Annotated in this window: 26 protein-coding genes; 13 read left to right on the top strand and 13 right to left on the bottom strand. The window is 40.3% G+C overall.

The window, feature by feature from the left end; all coding sequences use genetic code 11:
- Positions 1-3 precede the first annotated feature (3 nt).
- A complete protein-coding gene (gene corA, locus DI060_RS17920) occupies positions 4-960 on the top strand; it encodes a magnesium/cobalt transporter CorA (protein WP_108978362.1) in 957 nt (318 codons plus the stop codon).
- Here corA and DI060_RS17915 read toward each other — a convergent pair whose 3' ends face one another.
- From DI060_RS17915 to efp, 5 genes are all read right to left on the bottom strand, one after another.
- On the bottom strand, positions 961-2,694 hold the full coding sequence (locus tag DI060_RS17915; RefSeq protein WP_135355097.1) for a hypothetical protein: 1,734 nt from the start codon (positions 2,692-2,694) through the stop codon (positions 961-963). It lies immediately after the preceding gene.
- Positions 2,695-2,792: 98 nt separating this feature from the next.
- On the bottom strand, positions 2,793-3,530 hold the full coding sequence (locus DI060_RS17910; protein ID WP_108978360.1) for an SDR family NAD(P)-dependent oxidoreductase: 738 nt from the start codon (positions 3,528-3,530) through the stop codon (positions 2,793-2,795).
- 2 nt (positions 3,531-3,532) lie between these two features.
- Positions 3,533-4,234, bottom strand: a complete 702-nt coding sequence (locus DI060_RS17905; protein WP_108978359.1) for an SDR family NAD(P)-dependent oxidoreductase — start codon at positions 4,232-4,234, stop codon at positions 3,533-3,535.
- Complete coding sequence (gene mtnB / locus DI060_RS17900; protein WP_108978358.1) at positions 4,234-4,860, bottom strand: methylthioribulose 1-phosphate dehydratase; 627 nt, start codon at positions 4,858-4,860, stop codon at positions 4,234-4,236. Before mtnB ends, DI060_RS17905 begins: the two co-directional genes overlap by 1 nt.
- 2 nt (positions 4,861-4,862) lie before the next feature.
- Positions 4,863-5,486 (bottom strand): elongation factor P, encoded by a 624-nt coding sequence (gene efp / locus DI060_RS17895; RefSeq protein WP_369689632.1) that lies wholly within the window; start codon positions 5,484-5,486, stop codon positions 4,863-4,865.
- Between the two features lie 11 nt (positions 5,487-5,497).
- Between efp and DI060_RS17890 the strand changes: the two genes are divergently transcribed.
- The 4 genes from DI060_RS17890 to DI060_RS17875 all read left to right on the top strand — a co-directional run bounded on the left by DI060_RS17890 (position 5,498) and on the right by DI060_RS17875 (position 8,187).
- Entirely contained in the window at positions 5,498-6,562 is a 1,065-nt protein-coding gene (locus DI060_RS17890; protein WP_108978356.1) for a KamA family radical SAM protein, read from the top strand.
- Entirely contained in the window at positions 6,546-7,091 is a 546-nt protein-coding gene (locus DI060_RS17885) for a hypothetical protein (protein WP_135355096.1), read from the top strand. The genes DI060_RS17890 and DI060_RS17885 overlap by 17 nt, the downstream gene beginning before the upstream one ends.
- A 104-nt stretch (positions 7,092-7,195) precedes the next feature.
- On the top strand, positions 7,196-7,402 hold the full coding sequence (locus tag DI060_RS17880) for a hypothetical protein (RefSeq protein WP_108978354.1): 207 nt from the start codon (positions 7,196-7,198) through the stop codon (positions 7,400-7,402).
- 2 nt (positions 7,403-7,404) lie between these two features.
- A complete protein-coding gene (locus DI060_RS17875) occupies positions 7,405-8,187 on the top strand; it encodes a hypothetical protein (RefSeq protein ID WP_108978353.1) in 783 nt (260 codons plus the stop codon).
- A gap of 5 nt (positions 8,188-8,192) precedes the next feature.
- Here the strand turns inward: DI060_RS17875 and msrB are convergent, their stop codons facing one another.
- The gene (gene msrB, locus DI060_RS17870; protein ID WP_108978449.1) at positions 8,193-8,672 is read right to left on the bottom strand and encodes a peptide-methionine (R)-S-oxide reductase MsrB; all 480 of its coding nucleotides are present in this window, start codon (positions 8,670-8,672) and stop codon (positions 8,193-8,195) included.
- A 156-nt stretch (positions 8,673-8,828) separates the two neighbouring features.
- Between msrB and DI060_RS17865 the strand changes: the two genes are divergently transcribed.
- A complete protein-coding gene (locus tag DI060_RS17865; RefSeq protein WP_108978352.1) occupies positions 8,829-10,367 on the top strand; it encodes a DEAD/DEAH box helicase in 1,539 nt (512 codons plus the stop codon).
- On the opposite strand, the gene DI060_RS17860 is transcribed toward DI060_RS17865, so the two are convergent.
- The 5 genes from DI060_RS17860 to DI060_RS17840 all read right to left on the bottom strand — a co-directional run bounded on the left by DI060_RS17860 (position 10,346) and on the right by DI060_RS17840 (position 14,779).
- The gene (locus tag DI060_RS17860; protein ID WP_108978351.1) at positions 10,346-11,374 is read right to left on the bottom strand and encodes an SAM-dependent methyltransferase; all 1,029 of its coding nucleotides are present in this window, start codon (positions 11,372-11,374) and stop codon (positions 10,346-10,348) included. The genes DI060_RS17865 and DI060_RS17860 overlap by 22 nt on opposite strands.
- A gap of 19 nt (positions 11,375-11,393) precedes the next feature.
- On the bottom strand, positions 11,394-12,185 hold the full coding sequence (locus tag DI060_RS17855) for a DUF1295 domain-containing protein (RefSeq protein ID WP_244594500.1): 792 nt from the start codon (positions 12,183-12,185) through the stop codon (positions 11,394-11,396).
- 33 nt (positions 12,186-12,218) lie between these two features.
- Positions 12,219-13,013: an SDR family NAD(P)-dependent oxidoreductase gene (locus tag DI060_RS17850; RefSeq protein ID WP_108978350.1), complete on the bottom strand. Its 795-nt coding sequence runs from the start codon at positions 13,011-13,013 to the stop codon at positions 12,219-12,221.
- A 92-nt stretch (positions 13,014-13,105) separates the two neighbouring features.
- Complete coding sequence (locus DI060_RS17845; RefSeq protein WP_108978349.1) at positions 13,106-13,693, bottom strand: DUF6935 domain-containing protein; 588 nt, start codon at positions 13,691-13,693, stop codon at positions 13,106-13,108.
- 75 nt (positions 13,694-13,768) lie between these two features.
- Positions 13,769-14,779 carry an amino acid--tRNA ligase-related protein gene (locus DI060_RS17840; RefSeq protein WP_108978348.1) on the bottom strand — a complete coding sequence of 337 codons (1,011 nt, stop codon included), beginning with the start codon at positions 14,777-14,779 and terminating at the stop codon, positions 13,769-13,771.
- A gap of 13 nt (positions 14,780-14,792) precedes the next feature.
- Between DI060_RS17840 and DI060_RS17835 the strand changes: the two genes are divergently transcribed.
- Entirely contained in the window at positions 14,793-15,203 is a 411-nt protein-coding gene (locus tag DI060_RS17835) for a hypothetical protein (protein WP_244594499.1), read from the top strand.
- On the opposite strand, the gene DI060_RS17830 is transcribed toward DI060_RS17835, so the two are convergent.
- Entirely contained in the window at positions 15,124-15,543 is a 420-nt protein-coding gene (locus tag DI060_RS17830; protein WP_244594498.1) for a DUF4279 domain-containing protein, read from the bottom strand. The two genes, DI060_RS17835 and DI060_RS17830, sit on opposite strands and share 80 nt — an antisense overlap.
- Positions 15,544-15,607: 64 nt before the next feature.
- Here DI060_RS17830 and DI060_RS17825 point away from each other — a divergent pair, with 64 nt between their 5' ends.
- From DI060_RS17825 to cutA, 6 genes are all read left to right on the top strand, one after another.
- Positions 15,608-16,333: a response regulator transcription factor gene (locus DI060_RS17825; protein ID WP_108978346.1), complete on the top strand. Its 726-nt coding sequence runs from the start codon at positions 15,608-15,610 to the stop codon at positions 16,331-16,333.
- 2 nt (positions 16,334-16,335) lie between these two features.
- On the top strand, positions 16,336-16,620 hold the full coding sequence (locus tag DI060_RS17820) for a hypothetical protein (protein ID WP_108978345.1): 285 nt from the start codon (positions 16,336-16,338) through the stop codon (positions 16,618-16,620).
- 3 nt (positions 16,621-16,623) lie between these two features.
- Positions 16,624-16,989, top strand: a complete 366-nt coding sequence (locus DI060_RS17815; protein ID WP_244594497.1) for an LBF_4227 family protein — start codon at positions 16,624-16,626, stop codon at positions 16,987-16,989.
- 263 nt (positions 16,990-17,252) lie between these two features.
- Complete coding sequence (locus DI060_RS17805) at positions 17,253-17,783, top strand: hypothetical protein (RefSeq protein ID WP_108978343.1); 531 nt, start codon at positions 17,253-17,255, stop codon at positions 17,781-17,783.
- Positions 17,780-20,254 (top strand): C1 family peptidase, encoded by a 2,475-nt coding sequence (locus DI060_RS17800; protein WP_108978342.1) that lies wholly within the window; start codon positions 17,780-17,782, stop codon positions 20,252-20,254. Before DI060_RS17805 ends, DI060_RS17800 begins: the two co-directional genes overlap by 4 nt.
- Positions 20,255-20,263: 9 nt before the next feature.
- Positions 20,264-20,590, top strand: coding sequence for a divalent-cation tolerance protein CutA (gene cutA, locus DI060_RS17795; RefSeq protein WP_108978341.1), 327 nt, complete (start codon positions 20,264-20,266; stop codon positions 20,588-20,590).
- 9 nt (positions 20,591-20,599) lie between these two features.
- Here the strand turns inward: cutA and pnuC are convergent, their stop codons facing one another.
- Positions 20,600-21,241, bottom strand: a complete 642-nt coding sequence (gene pnuC, locus DI060_RS17790) for a nicotinamide riboside transporter PnuC (RefSeq protein ID WP_244594496.1) — start codon at positions 21,239-21,241, stop codon at positions 20,600-20,602.
- Positions 21,242-21,269: the final 28 nt, after the last annotated feature.

Here is a 21,269-nt window from a genome sequence, read left to right as displayed (position 1 = left end):
TACATGCCTGGAATCTTCAACTATATACTCACTCCAAACTCAAAAGAGGAGATCTTGCCAGATATCCCACTGCCCCTTGCCAAGGCTGGAAAACATTGGATCCATGTCACAGCAGAAAATGAACAACAATTAAACACACTCTTGGAGAAACACAAAATCCACCCACTAACAATCGAAGATATTTTAAATCAAAACAGCCGGGTTAAACTTGAAAAATTTCCAAATTATATCTTCTTTATTTTCCGCGGGTATGTCTTAGATAAAAATAATCTTTTTGCCAAAAACTTTAATTTTATTTTAACCCAAAACCAAATCATTACTTTAACCTTGGATTACCGAGAGTCAATTGGAGAGATGATAGAGGATTGGAAGACAAATCATAAACTACTTGCCAGAGGATATGAATTTGTCGTACACAAAATTTTAGACATTGAAACTGATCATACTTTACTGATCGCACAAAAAATTGAAGAGAGAATTGAACATTTTGAAGAACAAATTTTTTCCTCCTCAAAATCTTTGGATATCAGCTATGTTTATAATCTAAGAGGTTATCTTCAAAACCTAAAAAAAGGGATAAACCAAAACAAAGAGGTTCTAGAGGACGTAGAAAAAATAAAAAGTAGTTTCTTTAGCGATGATGCTGATGCTTTCTTTCGAGATGTTCGAGACCACTCTATCCGCATCCTAGAACTTGTTGATAGCAATATCGAATCTATTTCTTCAGCATTAGAGGCTCACCTTGCCATTTCCACAAGGAAAACAAATGAGATCATGAAAATACTCACACTGATGACTGCGATTATGTTACCGATGTCTCTGATTGCAGGTATTTTTGGAATGAATTTCAGTAACATCCCTAGTTTAGATTGGGAATACGGTTATTTTTTAGCACTAGGGGAAATGGGTTTGATTGGGATTGTGATGTACTTCTATTTCAGAATCAAACGGTGGTTTTAATCAAAAATCTGACCTAATTTCCGATAAGCGAGATAACTGTTCTTTGGGCAATACGTCCTCTCCCCTACTCCAAGCCCCAAATAAACTCCTCGTTTTTTGTATTTTCGCTTCATGGTCAACAGTATTCGGATAGAGAAGGATGGAATGTTCGGTAAGCTCCCCTTTCGGTACGATTTGGAAGGCAAAATCTGAAATTAGTTTCTCGAGAGACTCTCGTCGAAAGATTGGGTATTGCGATAAAATCCATTCCACCGTAGGCAATGTTTTTTTTGCAAAGAGAGCTTCGTCGATTGCTTGCAAAAGAATTCTTTTGTTTTGGAACTTCCGTTCTTTTTCATTCCGTTCTTCTCTCTCACGCAGTTTTCTTTTAAAAAAAGACTCTCTTCTTTTTTTATGCTTAAATTGTCTATCCATTTGAGAATATGCAATGATAGATTTTGCTTTTGCATAACCGATATTCACTAAAGGAGTAATTCCCAGAAAATAGAATAGTTTATAAAACCAAGGTATATATTTGAAGTACACAGCCTGGAGATTTCTTCCGTATAACTTTACAAACTCCTCGTCTTTAAATATAGCTTTTATATCTGGTTCATTGTATTCTATAATAGCCTTAAAATACAATATGTACTCAGTAGTAAATCGATGGTTTTCGTATATGATTTTATTGATTTCTTTTAAGCTATTTACATTCTTCAGGGCAAAGATCATTATCTTTGCCTCCTCATCTTGCCATTCGGCGGACAATACATTTGGATATTTTTTTAATTGTTCGATAATAACTTGAATTCTCTCATCCTCTTTTTCCATATTCAAACGGAGGAGACGAGAATCAAAATCAAATGTGTTTTCTAACATTTTCAAGTGAACGTTTATAAGTTTGTCAAGCTCAGTCTTTTTCTCATTTTCTAGGACTTTTTCCGCAGTTTTTGCAAGTTTATCCATCACCTTAAAGTAGAGAGTGAAGCCATTCGAAAAAATTAACTCCTCAATACTTTGGAAAATATTTAGGTGTTTTCGAATATACGAAATTTCATAACCTTCTGCGCTCAGAGTTAGGTTTGCTGACTCCGCAGCATAAAACTCATCCAACCTTTCCTTTAAAGAAAAATCCAAGGATTTTAGTAATGGTTCAATTTTTGCAATGAGTAACTCGTATGCAATTTGGAGGAATTGATTTGATTGCGATTCAGCAAGGGAGAAAAAACCGATCTTTGGTAAAACAATTAGTTTTGGATCCAAATCCAACTCTTCTTTGATTTCCTCTTTCGCCATGGAGATCATCTGTTTAGAAGGAGGAATGATGAATTTTTTTAAGTCGATCCATCTCTCGAGTTCATCTCCATCTCCTGTTTGTTTTGTTAGATCAGGATCGGTAAGCTTTATTAGAAGAGTTCTCCAAATCTCCTCTGTAAGTATCTTTTTATCGAAAACATAACGTTTGATGCGAGAAGCAGACTTTACCATCATTTTTTTAAAATGGTCTTCTAATGTAAATACACCATCTGGGTTTGAGACGATAAAATTTCGCATCTCTATATCGCCATTCACTTCGTCATACTTAAGTTCAAAAATCTGAGTTGCAATGCCATAATCGATCAGCTCCCAGATTTGGTCTATGGCTACATCTGTTGAAATTTTGAGTTTTTCAAAATTGGAAGAGACAGGTTCATACAAATGCCCAAGTTCAAAATTTTCTTTCAAACTTTGGGTTTCGATTGCTTTGATTAACATCACCCCTTCCTTTTGCAGGATGATTCCAGATTGGCGGCTAATTGTCTCTTTGGTACTTAGATTAGGAAAAGCATCTTTCGGTGGGAGAAGGCGCATAGTTAAATGGCAGTAATGCCACCATCCACAGTCCAATTGGATCCTGTGATATAACCAGATTCTCTTTGGATTAAGAAACTCACAACTCTTGAAATCTCAACTGGATCAGCAATGCGCCTTACGGGAGTTTTTTGAAGGATAATTTGTTTATGGCCTGCAATCTCTTCTTCGTTTACGCCCATTCCTGAATCCACATATCCAGGGCTTATGCAATTTGCGGTGATACCGTATTCCCCCCATTCATCAGCAATGGATTTAATAAACCCAACTAAGGCGTGTTTGGAGGATGAATATGCAACGGACAATGACTGGCCAACAATAGACAGTGAGGAGGCAATAGCAATGATCCTTCCCTGTTTGTTTTTTTGGAATTTGGGAAGTACGAGTTTGGTGAGTAAATAAAGTGAATCAACATTTACGCGGAAGATACTTTCCCATTCATCAATGCCCACATCTGTGATCTTATGGTAAGGACCACCAATCCCTGCACAATGGACAATGCCATAGAGCTCACCTGATTGCGAAATTTCAGAGAAAAGTTTTGAGATGGTCCTCTCTAGGACAAAGATAGGTTCAGAAAAATCGACTTGGCGGTAGGTTTCCTGCATCACAGGGGATTCGGGACGCACTTTGTCCAAATTCCAAACAGAAAACCCAGATAACACGAGCGATCGAACGATCTCTCTGCCGATACCTCCACTTCCTCCAGTAACGATGACAATAGGATCAGATACGTCCATGTTTATAGAATTCCCTTGCGTGGAGTGATGTGCACTTCATCTACATATAGACTCTTTGGCAGAAAGGAAAAGTTAGAAAGAAAATCTGCAAGCTCCGTTACTGAAATCATATCGGAAGGAGAGAATTCAGTTCTTTCATTCCAAATTTCGGTATATACAGCACCCAAGTACACATTTACAACTTTAACTCCCAAATCCTTCCACTCTTCTCGGATTGATTTGGCAATACCCGCTACAGAGTGTTTACTTGCGACGTAGGAGGAGGAATTCGGGAAACCCATCTTCGAGGCAGTAGAGGATAAAAATACAAGTGTTAAATTGTTCATTTTTGAAATATATGGGTAGATTTGTTTCAATATAGAGAGAATAGAGAACACATTCAACTGAAAATGCGCAGATACATCCTCTTTTTGGACATTTTGTACGGGTTGGAAAAGACCATCACCTTGGGCAAAATAGAGACAAACATTTCCTTGCTCAAAGTCTATCATTTCAAAAAAGCGAGTAAGTTTTGATTCTAAGTCCTTTTCTGATAGGTCCAAATGATAATTTTTTCCGTGCTGGAAACTACTTGACTGAGCTTCTCCACGTCTTGAAAAACCAATTACTAAACTTTCTGTTCCAAAGGGACTGTTGCTTAGCTTTTCTAAAAGAGCCTTACCAATTCCTGATCCTGCTCCGAAGACAAGTATCCTTTTCTTCATTATCTTAATTCTTTCATTACATCCAAGAGAAAGGCAACAGCTTCTAAGTGTTTGTTGGTTTCTTCAATGGAATTTCCCCATACTGTCGGGCCATGTTCTTCAACCAATACCCAAGGTAATGGATACTGTGGATGCGAAATGAGAAACTGTTCGATACTTTCTGATATTTGGTTCACATTGGTAAAATTATAAAAAACTACTACTTGTAGGTTTGGTTTTTCCTCCCAAATATTAAATGCTTTGATGATTTCAATATTGGGCAAAGACACCATTTTATAGGTTTCCTCTTTAGAGACACCATATTGTAGGATGTTAGATGCTAATGTATGCACATGTAAGATGGAGTTTGCCTTTTCTACATGTTTGTAGAGCACCTGATGAATGCTTGTTTCCGCAGAGGGCCTTTGCCCTTCTTCGGCAAACAGGAGTTGTCTGGAAGAGACCTCAACGTTTACAAAATCTCTTTCATCTAATCTACTTTTATTTTTTCCAGAGGCAGTGATCCAAAAGGAAGACCTATCCTCCGAACGAAAGGAAAGATTGCCAGCAGTTGCAAACATCCACTGCCGGTCATAGTATACTTTGGCTAGGCGAGCAATCTCGCGCTTGGACTCTTGGTCTCCCAAGACTATTTATTTACCCTCTCCACGTAGGTAAGGTCTCGGAGATCGATTTTCACCATATCACCTTGTTTGATAAAAATCGGAACGTTCACCTCTCCGCCCGTTTCCACAGTGACTCGTTTGAGAGCAAGGCCTGTCGTATCGCCCTTAAGACCATCTTCCGCATAGGTAACTTCTAAAACGGCAAAGTTTGGAGGTGTCACTCCGATTGGTTTGTCTTCATAAAAGGACACTTCAACCTGTGTCTCCTCTTTCATAAAAGGGAGGATGTCCTCAACATAATCCATGGAAACTGGAATCTGTTCAAAGTCATTGACATCCATAAAAATGATGTCATCGCCATCTGCGTAGCAGTACTGCATTTTTCTTTTGTCCAATTCCACACTTTCAAGTTTTTCTGCCGCTTTGAAAGTTCTTTCAATGCTAGAATCGCGGACGATATTTTTAAGTTTTGTACGAATGAAAGCGGAGCCCTTGCCTGGGTTCACAAACTCAGATTTAACAACCGAATAGAGCTCATTCTCAATCTTGAGAATCATGCCTTTTTTTACTTCTGTAATGCCTAATGTCATATTTTCAATGCTCGGAAACAAAATCCGAGGGACTAGGAGAAGTGTCAATCCAACTATGGCATTAAGTTATGGCTTGGTTGGACTGGAAATGGCAAATGCAAAACCGGATTCAAACTCTGGACGAACTTTCTAGCAAAGTCACTTTGACCGAGTCGGAACGGTCTGCTTTTTCCGAAGCCAATCGTGTGTTCAGCTTTAGCTTGAGCCCTTATTACCTTTCACTCATTGATCCCGAGGACCCAGATTGCCCTATCAGAAAGCAGGCCATCCCAAGGCCAGAGGAACTGCTTCGAAAACCAAACGAAGTGGAAGATCCCTTGGCGGAAGAATCCCATATGCCCGTGAAAGGAGTAACCCATCGGTATCCTGACCGAGCACTTTGGTATCTCTCTCATGTGTGCGCAGTGTACTGCCGCTTTTGTACGAGAAAACGGAAAGTCTCGGATTCATTGGAAACCCCACACCGCTCCGATTGGGAATTGGCTTTGGAATACTTTCGCACCCAAAAAGAGATTCGGGAAGTTATCCTATCGGGCGGCGATCCTTTGACTCTCTCTGAGAACCAACTCGATTGGATTTTAAAGGAATTGAAAACTATCCCGCACATCAATCAAATACGCATTCATACTCGTTACCCGGTCACACTCCCGATGCGGATTACAGATGAACTCTGTGAGGTGCTATCAACTCACTTTCCTCTCTTTGTCGTTACACATTTCAATCATCCCAAAGAAATTACAGAATTAGCTGCGTCCTCGATTGAAAAGCTGATCAAAAAAGGACATGTCATGGTCTTAAACCAATCTGTTCTTTTAAAAGGCATCAATGATAATAGTAAGGTTTTGGAAGAGTTGAACTATCGTTTGGTGAAAGTAGGTATCAAGCCATATTATCTGCACCAATGTGACGAAGTCTACGGAAGCCATGGATTTGTGGTGCCAATGGAGCGTGGGATGCAGATCATGACAGAACTCCGCGGAAAACAATCAGGTATCTGCCAACCGCTCTATGTAAAGGATTTAACAGGTGGCGGTGGGAAGGTTCCCTTGACCCCACAATACTATATAGAAGAAAAAGACGGAAAATACAAATTCCAAAACTACCGAGGCATTCCTTTTGAAGTCTCCCATTGATTCAAATCAAATGAAAGCACTGCTTCTGATTCTCTGTATGTTTTTCTTTGAGTGTAAGTCCAAGGAAATCTCGGTAAAAAAGGAAACCCAGACAAATGAGTCATCCCTTGGGCTAAGGCTGAGCTATGATGCTTATTGGAAACCAAATTCCGCCTATCGCTTGCTAGCGGCTGACTCACTTCCTGAAAATGGAGTTCATTATCGCATACAATTTCTAGGTGATTGCTCTACTCTTTGTGAAATAGATGTGTATGGGATCAAAGATTTTAATCGTTATACCCAAGATTCAATATTTAACCGATTGGGTCCGAGAAAGCGGGTTATTTATGTAAGTTGGAAACAATACAGTATCCCTGTCAGTTTCTACGCAAATCCAAAAAAACCAGGTTATTTTGAGGTTTTATGGGAATGGGAATACAATGGCTCTACCCTAATCTTTCACACTTCCAATGATCTGCAGCCAACGGAATGGGACAGCCTAGCACGAGACCTACACAATTTAATCAAAGATACATTGACTCTGTTTTGAGTCTTTTAGATCAAATTCCGCAGCTAAATTTCAGTCGAATGGAGAGAAAAAAGATTCGTCAAATTCCTCGGTCTCACCTAGATTGAGTGTGACTGGAGGGAAACATGTGGCTTAAACTCGGCGAATCCGAAGTGATCAATCTAGACTACATTGCCTCTATCAAAAAGACCCCATCCCAACCTAACATTGAAATCATCTACCAAGATCTAAACAACGTCAAAACCTTACCATTCCCTGGTACGGAAGAAAGAGATCGCGCATTTAAAGCTATACTCGATAACTTGTCGAGAATGAAATTATTCTTCGAGTGATTATGGCAGAATACGAAGCATTAAATCCAATTCTATACGCAAAAGTTTTAGACGAACTCGAATTCATTTCTACTCACAAACCATTCCAAATCTTATTCTATGGCTCACGAGAGAGAGGAGACTTCCATAAAGATTCTGATCTGAATTTTTATCTTTTGGCCCATTCTACAGACCAAATGAAACCCTCCTTTATTGAACGGGTATCCCAAATTTTACAACAGTTAGAAGTTGTGGCGCCAGTAAATATGATTGCAGGAGACAGTGAGTCTCTTCGCCTTAGAATGAAAATCTTTGAACCTAGTTGTATCCAACTTCTTGAACAAGCCTCCGTTTTTTATGGAGAAGGGATTTGGGAAGATTTACAAAAAGAATGGCGGTCCGTCAAAACCAAAGAGATCCGAGCGCAAGATTTGATTTCCTATCTGGAAAGGCGCATTCGCTTTTTTAAACAACAGACTAGCCGAGGTGTGAAGGACGAGATTTCACAATTAGAAAGGATCTGCACACTCAGTTTACATGTCTGGGCTGTACAACACATAGCGGATCTTAGCCTAGTGGAGCTCATTAAAATGGATGTTCCGAGCCAAATGGGAAAACTATTCAAAACCTTGTACAAGAATGAAATGGACGAGAACACATTGGAAATGTTAGGCGTGCATGAGAGATTGGCAAAGTTAAAACAGGAGGCTAGATGGAAGCGCGAAATCAACCGCGATGAAATCTATGAACTTCGTTACAAATTGATAGCGCTTCGCAAAGATGAAGAGTTTTTACTCAACTATTAAGTTTGCTACTTAAGACCGAATTCAGATAAAAACTCTGGATAGCCAGTTTCCTTTAGTTTATCTTTTGGGATAAATTTGATTGAGGCAGAATTAATGCAATAACGTAACCCCGTTGGCCTAGGTCCGTCATCAAAAACATGGCCAAGGTGTGAGTTTGCGATCTTACTTCTGACTTCCACTCGTTTCATTCCATAGCTATAGTCTGATTTTTCTATAACCAACTCTTTTACCAAAGGTTGTGTGAAACTTGGCCAGCCTGTTCCAGAATCAAACTTATCTCGAGAGCTAAAGAGTGGTTCTCCGGAAACGATATCCACATAGATACCTTCTTCGTGGTGGTTCCAGTATTCATTTTGGAAGGCTGGTTCTGTCTCATCATTTTGTGTCACCTCGTACTGGAGTCTCGTCAATCGAGCTTCCAAATTCTTTGGTTTCGAAAATTTTTGCGATATATCGTTTACGGAATATTCAGATGATCTTGGCATAGAATTCTTCGCAGCTCCACAGTGAAATAATTGAAAAAGCAGAAACAAGAGTAAAATCTTCATCGTCCAACCTCTCCTATTAGACCGCAAGGGACCTCCTATTCTTATTTTTTCCCTTTCTTTCCTAGGCCATTTTTTTATCGTATCCTATTTCATATGATTCACGCAAGCACCGATACGGTGACCAAATTCCAAGACTTTGGATTTAAAGAAGATTTACTCAAAGGCATTGAAGAAGCCGGATTCCAAACACCAAGCCCCATCCAAGAAAAAGCCATTCCTCTCGTTTTAGAAGGTAAAGACATTATTGCACAAGCCCAAACCGGGACAGGAAAGACTGCAGCGTATGGACTTCCCTGTTTAAATAAAATTAAGCCTGAAGCAGGGATGCAAGTTCTTGTATTGACACCCACAAGAGAGCTCGCTTTACAAGTATCAGATGAGCTTTATAAACTAGGCAAACACCTTGGGATCAGAACCACTACCATTTATGGTGGTAGTTCCTACTCCAAACAAATCACCCAAGTCGCGAAAGGTTCCCAGGTTGCAGTTGCCACACCTGGAAGACTACTTGACTTACTAAAGTCCAAAGAGTTGAAAAACTTCCATCCGTCCATGGTCATCTTAGATGAAGCCGATGAAATGTTGGATATGGGATTTTTGGAAGATATTGAATCTATCTTTCAATTTTTACCAAAACAAAGACAAACTCTTCTTTTCTCTGCTACAATGCCAGAAGGGATCAAAAAATTAGCGAACCAGTACCTCCAGCACCCAGCGCATATTAAAATTGCTGTGACGGAAAAACAGGCAAAAAATATCGAACAAGTCTACTATATTATCGAAGAACAAGAAAGAGATCTAGCCGTTGTTAGAATTTTGGACTATGAAAATCCGTTTAAGGCTATCGTTTTTACAAAGACAAAAAAGGAAGCGGATGATTTAAAGACCACTCTTGCATTCAAAAATTATTCAGTAGAAGCTTTGCATGGTGATCTTTCTCAAAAACAGAGAGAGTCAGTTCTAAAAAGCCTACATGCAGGCCAAATCAAGATTCTGGTAGCAACGGACGTAGCTGCAAGAGGACTTGATGTCAAAGACCTTTCTTTGGTGATCAATTTTCATCTTCCTTTCGATAGCGAAAGTTATACCCATCGTATAGGTCGAACAGGAAGAGCTGGGAAATCAGGAAAGGCAATCACTCTTGTGACAACGAGAGAGTCAAGAGCCTTACTTCGATTGAAAAATTCTTCAGGAACAGGCCTAAGCATTGGCACACTCCCCACAAAAAAGGACGTGCAGGACAAAAGGCAAAAGGACTTTATCCTGAAGATTCTCGAAACTGAAATCAATGCGGATGCACAGTCTGTTTTGGATAAACTCTATGATCTCGAAGAAGCAGACGTCGTGAACCTTAAAGTATTGAGTCAAATTTTGGAAGCAAGCCGAGTGAGTGGACCCGAAAAAATAGGACGATCGGCCAACGAATGGTCAGAAACCCCACCTAGCAGAGATAAGAAAAAGGGGAGAGGTGAAAAAAGGCCAAGCCGAAGTGATTCTCCGCGACGAGAACCATCAGAGAGATCCGAACGCTCAGAAGCAAAATCTTCGAAACCTGGAGCGCGGGCAAAAAAATCAGCACCAGGCGCAAAACCTGGTGCCAAGGGTAAAACTCATCGCTTTCGGAATAGGTAGTGGCTCACAAACCACTCCTCACCTTGCTTGTAGCCCCAAAGTTCGGCACAAGCAAGGAAAAAGACCTTCCAATATACAAACCATTTTGTTTTTTCGGACTCGCCATAGGTCTTTGCAAGGATAGGCATAATTTTATCTTTGTTAGCTAATAGATTTTCATACCAAGCTTCGCTTGTTTTTGCATAATGGGTTCCATTTACCCTCCAATGGTCTTCAATTAAAAAATCCTTTTGGAAGTACAAAAACAAATCATCTGATGGCATCTGTCCACCAGTGAAAAAATATTTCGCCATCCAATCCGTTTCATCAATGACCTCGAAAGGATAGGCGAATGTTTTATGAGTGAAAATATGCACAAAAAACTTTCCATCAGCCACAAGAAACTTGGAAAGTTTGGCGAAAAGAGATTCATAATTTTTCATATGCTCAAGCATTTCAACGGAAATGATCCGATCGAACTTTTCCTTGGTTGTGAAGTCGTTCATATCTTGGGTGATGATGGTAACGTTTTTTAATTTACGTTCTTTGGCTCGGGCTTCGATAAATGCTTTTTGTGTTTTAGAATTGGATACACCGATCACTTTACATTTTGGAAATTTCTCAGCCACGTAAAGAGAGATAGATCCCCAACCACAACCCAAATCCAAGACCTTCATACCATCCTTCAGCTGAGCTCGTTCTACTGTCAGTTTGAGCATAGCCTCTTCCGATTCCGCAAAACTCGTGTCTGCCTTTGGCCAATACCCAGATGAGTACTTCATTCTAGGGCCCATTACATATTGAAAAAATTCACTGGGCACTTCATAATGTTGCTCATTCGCATCCTTTGTATGAGTGGCAATTGGGCTATTTTTTAAATTTTTCACATAATCAATCTTATGTGAAAGTTGCAATTCTGCATTGGGCTTTGTTTCTTGTTTGATGCGAAGCTCTAAAAGTTGACGAATACGAAACCGAATCAACCAATCAGGGAAAATATCTTTTTCAAGTAAGGAAGTAATACTCATCTTTGTTCAAATAACCTTTTTATTTTTTTGGAAACCAAGGGAAAAATGCGTTTGTTGTTTTTTGGTATGCTACAAAAAGATCTCCTTTTGATTTTAGAGAATATCTCTCTGCAAAGGGCACACCGGAAATAAAACGAAGCAAAATAAACATCACGAGAGGACTTACAAATGTCATCCACTGTGCAGGTCCTCGGAACGGTATCAGAGCTATCCCCAACCAAAGAAACCATTCAAAGAAATAATTTGGGTGTCGTGTGTATCGCCATAATCCGACATTACACACCTTCCCTTTGTTAGCGGGCACACTAATAAAGGAATGCAGCTGTTGGTCAGCCAAAGCCTCTCCGATAACACCAATCCAAAAGAAAGCCCAACCTAAATACACTCCGATGGTGAAGTCTTGTATCGATACAAGATACCAAGACTCCATAGCAATCGCAGGGCCAATTAAAAGCAGAGCAAGCCCGCCCTGTAAAAGAAAAACATTTGTAAAGAATTTTTGGTGCACTTTGTCACCGTAGTCTTTTCTAAAATCAGCGTATCGTTTGTCTTCAGGATGGTTTGTCCGGATGCGTGTCCAATATAAATACCCAGACAGTCGGATGGCCCAGATCCAAATGGGACTTAGGAAAATAAGTTTCGCTAAAGGTGAACTGTCACCCAAAACAGTGATGATAGATAGTATGCCTGCAATCACCAGGGCCCATCCTACATCGATCACACCATAATTATTTCTAGTTTTGCCCCAGAACCACATGAGGCTCATGAAACAGAAGGTAAATAAAACCGCAGAAAGGATTTGTACTGCCAAAATTTCCTCTTTGTCTTTTTAGACAGAGAAGGATCAATGAAAGTCATGATAAAGTTTTCGAAAGAGAGTTTTTTCTAAAAAGCTTGGTGATAGATTTCTCATCCACTTAACAAAGAATCCTGTTTTGTCAATGGTCACCAATCTAGAATTTTTTTTGCGTGCAATCTGGACGAGAGCCTCAGCTACTTCTTCAGGGCTCATCAATGGGCGGTTGGCTTGTGCCTCATCTAGAATCTTTCCATCGGGGCCAAGTCCAGATGTACGCAATGCTGTTTTTGTATATGGTACACAAACCAAAGCGACACCGATCTCTTCTTCTCGCAATTCTATACGCATCGCTTCCATGGCTGCATGTAGAGCAGCTTTGGATGCAGAATACGGTGCTCGCCCAGGAATTCCATACAGAGCAGAGACAGTAGATGTTGTCACCACCATCCCTTTTCCTCTCTTTAGTTCTGGCAAGAGACCTTGGATCAGTAAGATAGGTCCAAAGAAATTTGTCGCGAAGGTTTCATGGTAGACCTTGATTTGGATTTCATCAAAGCGACCATGTGCAGTGATCCCTGCGTTATTAAAAATGACGTCAATTTGCTTTACCTTTGTCTTGATTTCTTGGATGGCTGTTAGGATCGATGCCTCATCACGAAGGTCAACAGAGAGAGAGATCAATTGGGCCTTTGCACCTTCAGGTAAAGAGATTTGTTCGGCACGCCTTGCGATGGCAATGATGGTACTATTTGATTTTGCAAGTTGCCTGAGGAGAGCCTCACCGATCCCACTCGAAGCCCCCGTGATGAGCACCACCCTATTGTCCCATGGGTCTTTCATCTTGAATGACCTCCCAAATGAAGCTAGATTGGATGTTCCTTCTCTGCCTCATTTGTGGTCTAGGAAAACTTAAACTGTTTTTGGGATTCTTTTCATTTGGGAGGCATCATGCCCACACAGAGAGAGCTAAACTCCTTGGCTCTCCAAATCCCATCCGATTCTTTTTCAACGGTGACAGGTCTATAGCTCGAAGCCCCTTTAGTTGCAACGAAGAGTTTGATTTTTCCCGATGCCTCATCCCCAGAGTATGGGTTGGTAAAGGTTTCCACAGTGAGTGGCGTGGAGGCTGTGTAACCATTTCCAGGCTCTGCACCTTTAAAATAGCCTGTGGCCAACATCTTGTACTTATCTAATTGTCCGATCAAATAGCGATCCCCATTCCCTAAATCTTCTCCCTTATAGGCAGTTGGTTTGGAGGATTTTTGTCGGTTTTTTTTAAGGATGGCAGTGATGATGGCTTGGTTTCCCAATTGGCTGTCTTTGCCATAAAGGTGGATCGCAAGTACCATAAGAGCGACGGCCCCTTCCGGGCTCGTACCCAACTGCGTTTGTAAGGTCTCAAATTCGGTGATACTCCCTGGAACTTGGGGAAAGCTCACCTCGGGCCTTGGGCTCAAGTTTTGGGACCAAAGGGCGCCAGTGGAAAACAAAAGAAGGATAAGAAAGGTCTTCAGTTTCATAGGCAGAAAAGGTAGCAGAATGTTTCCTTTTGTCCAGTGCAAAAGAGAGAAAAAGAATGGGAGAAGATTTCGTTCCTAAGCTCCCAGCTCGGATTGGGCGTATGGGCTAAGCGTATGCAATGAACTTTCACCCAAGAGCAACATAAAGATGCGATCCAATCCAAATGAAATTCCGGAACAATCTGGGAAGTCGCCAGAGTCTAGTACCTGCAAAAAGTCTCCATCTAAGGGGAAGACTTCCTTACCTAATTGTTCTCTCAGTCTTTGTTCGGCGACAAAGCGTTTTCTCTGTTCCTTCGGGTCTCGTAGTTCCCAAAACGCATTTGCCAATTCAATGCGATTCCAATAGATTTCAAAACGTTTTGCTCTTCCCTCTATCACCCTAGAGAGTGCAGCACATTCTTCCGGGTAGTCATAAAGAAAGACAATCCCTAGATCTAAATTGGGTTCTATCTTATTTAAAAAAACGAGGAAAAATAGATCTTCATATGGCCATGAATCCAAGTCCACCAAAGGGCTATTGGTAAGAGAATGCTGTGTAATGGTTTGGACCAATTCTCGCTTTTGGAATCCTCTTCCTGTATGTTGCAAAAAGAGATCTTCGACTTTCCATTCTCGGTAATAAGGCTCTGTTTGTAGGTCAGCAAAAATAGGGAGAGAACGAGCCAGAGTTTCCATTTGGCTTGTTTGGAACATGTGTCCTAAGTGTTGGAAGTACTGTTTACAAAAGTGCCTAAGTTTAATATCATCCCAAGACCTTGCATACAACTCTAACATCAGAAATTCTGGGGAGTGGATTGGACTTCCTTCTTCTCCCGAGCGAAAGGTATGTGTGATTTCATAGATACGATCTAAGCCGGTGGACAAGGCTTGTTTGAGAGAGTATTCGGGAGACGTAATCAAATAGCCCTTCTCCTTTCTGCTAGGCGATGCAACTTGGAAAGGATCTAGATAGGGTTCCATACCCACCACAGGTTTGTAAATCGGGGTATCGATTTCCAAGAAACCATGGTCTTTTAAAAAGGATCTGGTGGTGTCCAAGAATTTGGATCTTAAAATTAAGGTTTCTTTTTTTAAAGATTTCATATTTACTTTCTCTATGGCCCCGCGCACAAAACACTTAAGCGTTCGCGAAATCAAGAACGCCTATGAAGTAAAAATCCTCAGTGAAGATTATAGCGCTGGTTTGGATGATGAAATCCATTCTGTGATCGGTATGCTATTTTTCCAAACTAGGTCACATATACAAATTGATCTCAACCAACTCCATTATCTACCACTCAGTTTACTCACTCAATTGCTTGCCTTAGGAAGAGACCTCCGTGCCAAAAAACGAGTCTTGGTCCTTTTGGGTGTGACAGAGAGTGCCTATGCATTTTTCCAGAGATTTCATATGTTAGGCCTATTCTTCCAAGTGCAAGGAGGACTGCTTAGGAAGAAGCAGATGACTGTTCTGAAAGCCATGGAAGGATCTCCAGCTGCAGGCCTAGCTCGCCTAACAGAAGCATAACTCTTTTCTCTAAAAGGATGCCCTTGCTTCCCATGCTTGCAAATTCGACAGAAGCATAGAGACATGCAGTATGTACCGAAGAAAGTTCTTTGAACTGGCTCCTGACAGGCCCGATTCGCTTTAAGAGTTGCCATATATGTTCATTCAGTCCCTCTTCTGGACTCAATGTTGAATTGATCTGCCAATGTGGTTCTAGAGACCGATCATCTATGTCTTTTATGTCAGAATCATGGAAATAGTCTGCCTGCATTCCCAATTTGGCTGTAATTTCGGCTGGTTTTACTTTCGGTCCGAAAATAGCTAACATTGCCCAGGATTTTGGTTCTCTCCGTGTTTCCATTCTAATTTTTTACTTTTTTTTTCTCCTAGAAGAAACAAATTGAGAAAGAACTCAAGGGAAAAACATGAAAAATATATTGGTAATTGAGGACGATCCGGATATCGGGAATCTGATCCGAAAGTCTTTGGACTCAGCACACTATACTACTTCCGTATTCGAAAATGGAGAGGATGGATTGAAGTTCTATAAATCCAACCACCCTGACCTCATCATCTTGGACCTTTCCCTGCCAGATATAGATGGCATGGAGATCTGTCGAAATATCCGCAAATCAGACGAAAACACCCCTGTTTTCATTCTTTCTGCACGGACGGAAGAAATAGACCGCATCATGGGTCTTGAGTTAGGTGCTGATGATTACATTACCAAACCATTTTCTGTCAGAGAGTTGAAAACACGAGTCGATGTTTTCTTTCGCCGATGGGATAAAAAAATAGGGATCAAACCAAATGTTGGGCAAACGGGTGAAATTTTGAGGGGAGCCTTAAAAATTGACTCCATTCGCAGACGCGTAACATTAAATGAGAATATTATCAATATCTCAAGAAAAGAATTTGATATTTTACAGTTATTAGCTGGCTCTCCAGGAAAAGTTTTTTCTAGAGAGATGATTTTGGAATCCGTTTGGGGTGTTGAATGGGATGGCTTTGAGAGAATGATCGATAGCCACATCAAACGCATACGTTCCAAACTGGAAAAAAACTCAGCTCAACCAGAATGGATTGAAACCATTTGGGGGATTGGCTATCGATTTACCGATAATTATGAAAACATAGTAGTACCAGATTGAGTATGGAAGAAGCTAAGCCAAACAAATCGCTCATAGAAGAAATCAAACTCTATGAAAAGAAAGCAAAAGAAATCGAAAGAATAGCCAAGGAGAAGTATATGGAACAAGTATCAGACCTCAAACAAAAGTTTGGGAAAGCAAGTGAAGAAGCAAGCCTACGAGCCAAAGAGGTGATCGATAGTGTGGGCAACTATGTGAAAGAAAATCCACAAAAAGCAGCTGTTGTGGGCTTTGGACTGGGACTGGGCCTAGGCTTAGCTCTTGGCTGGTTCTTTAAAAGAAAATAAGCATTGGCTGAATCAAAACGCAAACAAGATCCAAAACCAGGGGAAATCCCACCTAGACGAAAGGGTGGCCTAAAAGCTGCCTTTGAACAATTGGTAGAGAAAGCCGTTGCCTATTGGGAGGTTATGCTCGTGTATATCGAGAAAAACCTTCAACTGTATGTAAAACGGTTTATTGTTTCCTCGGTTTGGATCGTCTCTTCTCTCTTCCTTGTTCTCATTGCCTTTGTTTATCTTTCGTTTGGAATCTTTCTCAGTATCCAAAAGTATGTGGCAAATGGTGACCCCATTTTGGCAAGCTTCCTCACTGCCCTCTGTTTTTTCATTTTAACTTTCGCTTTAATGGAAATTGTCCTTAAGAAGAGAAAGTGATATGTTTAACCCATTTAAGGACCACGAGCGATATTTAGAAAAAGACCCCAAAGATATGAGTTTAGATGAACTCCGCATGCTTTTGAAAATTCGGAGACTCGACCTGAGCTTGGAGTGGAATGAATTTCAGTCCAAACTCCGTTTTTGGCAAAGGGTCGGGAGAAGTATCAAACAGTCAGGGTTATTAGAACAGATTTTATCGAAATTTTCTCCATCTCAAAAAGAAGACAGCTCATCTTCTAACTAGAACATCACAAAAATCATTGCAATTGCTTTCCGATCGGTTACGATTTGTTCCCGTGTTCGCTCTCTTTGTTGCAATGCTAAGCCTCTTGTTACAAGTATCTATCCAAGCTGAGTCAAAATCTGATCTTCTAAGATTAAAAAATAGCACCGGTTTTTGGAAGCCCATCCAGATCACATTAATAGAGACTTCAGGTTCCGTTTCACCAGAAAATAGATCAAGTTTGCTCATTCAAATTGAGTCCACCAAATATGGGTTATTTGCTTATCGTAAAGAAACCCGAGCTGATGAAGTAACTTTCCACAAGAAAAAGAGACTTACGGAAAAAAGATTCGAAGAAATTCTTTCCAAACTTTATGAGCTTGGTTTCAAATCCTTTCCTTACGAATCTCTACCCAAAACACAAATGTTGGGTGTCAGTTATAATTCCGTTGAACTCATCTTGGATGCGGAAAAGCATCATTTCTTTTATCTTCATCAAGACCTAGGAAAAAAAAATATGAAATCTAAAAAAGCAATCATTGAATATATAAGAGGTATAAAGATATGAAATGTTTAAGAGGAAAGATCACACTACTTTATTTTACTATCTTCTCAGTTGTAGTAGATGCCCAGACCTTTGATCCAAATTCTGTTCGCTCCAAGGATTGCAAACCGGGAGTTTACCAGTGTGGCTATCTACCTGCGCCAAAAGAAATACAAGATACCATTCCACTTAAACGTGACTTCAATAGCTTCGAAGAATTACCCTCATCAATCGATTTATCATCGCAGATGCCACCCGTTGGGAACCAAGGGCAACAAAATAGCTGTGTTGCTTGGGCATCTGGTTATGCGATCAGATCCTTCCTTGCAAAAAATGGAGGCAAAGTTTCCAATTATGACCCACCCTTTGTAGGAGGAGGTGGGAACAATGTGTTTTCTCCCGCATTTATATACAACCAACAAAATGGGGGGAAAGATGCAGGATTGTATTATTACAAAACTATGGATTTTCTCCAAAAGAATGGCGTAGTCCCATGGAGTAGTATGCCCTACTCAGATAAAGACTACAAAAGCCAACCAAGTGCTTCTGCAAAGCAAGAGGCACTTGCCTACAGAATCAAATCATATACTCGACTCAACATCAAAAAACCAGATGAGATAAAACGTGTATTAGCTGGTGGGAATGTTGTTCTTTTTGGGATTATCATAGATGACGCCTTTTATCAGCTGAAAGCAGGTGAAATTTATGATAAAACGGGCGGGCAAAGTTACGGCGGTCATGCAATGACCATCGTAGGTTATGATGACAAAAAAAAATCAAAGAGTGGCCATGTAGGTGCCTTCAAATTTCAAAACTCCTGGGGAGAAAATTGGGCAGACAAGGGTTTTGGATGGCTCTCATATAATATGTTAGCTGCTGTTGGACAAGAGGCTTATGCACTTGTTGACGATACAAAAACAAATACTTCACCCACTTCAAATGAAGTGTCTCTAAAACCTCTCTCCCCGCCTCAACAAATTAAAGTATCTCGAGGAGAGTCGGATTCTAACATTGGGCTTTCCTGGGAACAAGTACCGGGAGCGATTAGTTATCTTATCCAGCGGCGTGAGGAGGGAGACTCAAAACCCAAAGACATTGCCTATTCTACAACGACAAATTATTTAGATTCGAATCTCAGTCCAAATACCACCTACTTTTATACCCTGATCTCTATTTCAGCCGATACAAGCTCTTCTCCTTCCACGGAAGTAGAGGGATTTACCATTTCTAAAGTAAACCCAAATGCAAAACCGCAAGCAGTTTCTGGGATCAATGGCAAAACATACATTGTCAACGGAAAGCCGCAGGTCGCATTGGTTTGGTCAGCTTTAGAAGGAGTATCTACGTATACGGTTGCAAAATCGGTTTCTGGCGGCAAATGGAAAGTCTTAGGTACGACACCAAACACTGCTTATATTGACACTTTACCTTCAAAGGATTCCATCAATGGGTATAGAATCCGTGCCACTGGTAAGAACAAAAAAATTGGGCCTTGGAGTGATACCTTTGGTATTTCAATTGGTGATGCCAATGCAGAAACAGCTCCTACAGGACAAGTTTCCGACTTGCAGGCATCAGATGGAGATTACTCAGACAAAATTTTTGTTCAGTGGTCAGAAATGCCTGGCGCCACTGGATATTATGTATTCCGTTTCGATGAAAATGCAAAGCTTTCAAAAGAGTTTACAGTTAAAAGTAATTCTTTTGAAGATAAAGATGCACCTATTCTTACAGGAAAATACTTTTCCTATACAATCTACGGATACAATTCTGCAGGTTATTCTGAACAAAGTGAATTTGTCATCGGAAGGGCTGAACCTAGTTTGGCAAAAAGAGCCGCTGGGAAGACATTGGCTCCTCCCACTTCTGTCTCAGGATCTCTTGATGAAAAAAATAAACTAACGATTGTCAAATGGTCTTCTGTCAAGGATGCGAGCGAATACTACATTTATAGAAAATTATTGAAAAGTACGACATCCGCAGTCGGTAAACAGTTAGAATTTGTTCAGGCAGTACCTGGGAACAAAACAGAGTATTCGGAATCCTTTCCAGGGAAACCCGGAGACTTATTTGTCTATTCGGTTCGCTCAAAATCGGAATTTGGAGGGGAGTCCAAAGATTCCACTTTGGTCTCCATATTTTTGAATCCACAGCTACCATCCGTAAAAAAAAGAGCATTGAGTATTTCGGATTTGCCCCAAGAATTTGTGGGGACATGGACTGGCTTTCATTGGAATGCCAAATCTGGCCCACAAAAAATTACATTGGAACTCAAAAGTAATCATCAAGATTTTAATGCTAGTTTGTCGATCAATGATAAGGTGATGAAAACTTTTTCTGGATCTTGGACCCCTGGCAGTACGGGAGTACGTTCAGAAGGATTTTCATTTGATTTGCAAAAAGAGATTCCTGGGAACTCACTCGTACAATTCCCAGGCTTAGCAGGATGGGAAGAAGATTTGGAGCTAAGTCTCACCAAGTTAGATACAAAATAAGGAGTTTATATGTCGGATGATATTATCGTTTTCACAACATTTGGTGATAGGGATATGGCAGAGGAGCATATCTCTGTTATGTTAGAACAGGGCATCATCAAATCAGGAACAATTTTTCCGGAAGTCGAATTGGTTTATATGTGGGATGGAAAAATTACAGTAGATACGGAAAACAAAATTCTATTGAAGGCCGATGCTAGCCATTACCCAGAGATTGAAGAGTACATTATGAAAAAACATCCCTACATCGCACCTGAGATCATCAAACTTGATGTTAGCTTTGGTTCTGCTGGTTATAAAGCGTTTATTGCAGAAAAAATCAAAAAAAATTCTTAATCAAAGAATTTACAAAGACTGTCCTTCTGTAAAGACGGACGGTCTGACCTTTTCTTTCCATTCTTTCTGCCAGTGATACAAACCCATCAATGCAAATAACAAAAAAGCAATGTACTCAATAGCGATGAGAGGGATCTCTTTTGAAAAATAGATTCCGATGCATACAATATCCACTGATACCCAAAGAAACCAAGCGTCTAGTATACGTCGGGCAAGCAAAAAATTGGCAACGATACTGGCAACTGTTGTGAAGGCATCTAAGTAAGGAAAGGATGGCGGCAAACGAAAAAGTTCCGGAAACCATACTGGCAGACGTTTTGTGCACTCACCTAAAAGGAAACTTGAAAAAACGATTCCAGCACAAATAAAAATAAAGTACATTTTGTCCAAATTTTTAATAGGAATTTCGATCCCTCTTTTGTTTGTCCAAAAGATCCAACCATAGATACTCGAGCCAAAGAAATAAATCTGGAGAAGCATGTCAGAATAAAGTTGTACTTGGTAAAACAGAAATAGAAAGCATATTGAATTGAAGATGCCGATAGGCCAAGTAATGATCTTATTTATTGCCGCTGTATACACACAAAGGAGCCCAGATACAATTCCTAAAATTTCAATTAAACTCAGTTCGTATCCCCAAAAGTGAATCAAAACATACTGCATGGAAAGAATTGAATAT

It is taken from the genome of Leptospira ryugenii (genome assembly GCF_003114855.1).
In the GTDB taxonomy this organism is placed as follows: Bacteria; Spirochaetota; Leptospiria; order Leptospirales; family Leptospiraceae; genus Leptospira_A; species Leptospira_A ryugenii.
The sequence above is the reverse complement of the archived record's forward strand: the minus strand, read 5'-3'. Positions and strand labels throughout refer to the sequence as shown.

Coding starts and splice junctions, on each gene's coding strand:
- DI060_RS17905 (WP_108978359.1), bottom strand. CDS start 4,234: ATGAAGAAAAGGATACTTGTCTTCGGAGCAGGATCAGGAATTGGTAAG.
- DI060_RS17825 (WP_108978346.1), top strand. CDS start 15,608: ATGAAAAATATATTGGTAATTGAGGACGATCCGGATATCGGGAATCTG.
- DI060_RS17865 (WP_108978352.1), top strand. CDS start 8,829: ATGATTCACGCAAGCACCGATACGGTGACCAAATTCCAAGACTTTGGA.
- DI060_RS17910 (WP_108978360.1), bottom strand. CDS start 3,530: ATGGACGTATCTGATCCTATTGTCATCGTTACTGGAGGAAGTGGAGGT.
- DI060_RS17840 (WP_108978348.1), bottom strand. CDS start 14,779: ATGAAATCTTTAAAAAAAGAAACCTTAATTTTAAGATCCAAATTCTTG.
- DI060_RS17845 (WP_108978349.1), bottom strand. CDS start 13,693: ATGAAACTGAAGACCTTTCTTATCCTTCTTTTGTTTTCCACTGGCGCC.
- corA (WP_108978362.1), top strand. CDS start 4: ATGCCTGGAATCTTCAACTATATACTCACTCCAAACTCAAAAGAGGAG.
- DI060_RS17820 (WP_108978345.1), top strand. CDS start 16,336: ATGGAAGAAGCTAAGCCAAACAAATCGCTCATAGAAGAAATCAAACTC.
- DI060_RS17835 (WP_244594499.1), top strand. CDS start 14,793: ATGGCCCCGCGCACAAAACACTTAAGCGTTCGCGAAATCAAGAACGCC.
- DI060_RS17880 (WP_108978354.1), top strand. CDS start 7,196: ATGTGGCTTAAACTCGGCGAATCCGAAGTGATCAATCTAGACTACATT.
- DI060_RS17860 (WP_108978351.1), bottom strand. CDS start 11,374: ATGAGTATTACTTCCTTACTTGAAAAAGATATTTTCCCTGATTGGTTG.
- DI060_RS17875 (WP_108978353.1), top strand. CDS start 7,405: ATGGCAGAATACGAAGCATTAAATCCAATTCTATACGCAAAAGTTTTA.
- DI060_RS17850 (WP_108978350.1), bottom strand. CDS start 13,013: ATGAAAGACCCATGGGACAATAGGGTGGTGCTCATCACGGGGGCTTCG.
- msrB (WP_108978449.1), bottom strand. CDS start 8,672: ATGCCAAGATCATCTGAATATTCCGTAAACGATATATCGCAAAAATTT.
- cutA (WP_108978341.1), top strand. CDS start 20,264: ATGTCGGATGATATTATCGTTTTCACAACATTTGGTGATAGGGATATG.
- DI060_RS17800 (WP_108978342.1), top strand. CDS start 17,780: ATGAAATGTTTAAGAGGAAAGATCACACTACTTTATTTTACTATCTTC.
- DI060_RS17830 (WP_244594498.1), bottom strand. CDS start 15,543: ATGGAAACACGGAGAGAACCAAAATCCTGGGCAATGTTAGCTATTTTC.
- DI060_RS17890 (WP_108978356.1), top strand. CDS start 5,498: ATGGCTTGGTTGGACTGGAAATGGCAAATGCAAAACCGGATTCAAACT.
- DI060_RS17915 (WP_135355097.1), bottom strand. CDS start 2,694: ATGTTAATCAAAGCAATCGAAACCCAAAGTTTGAAAGAAAATTTTGAA.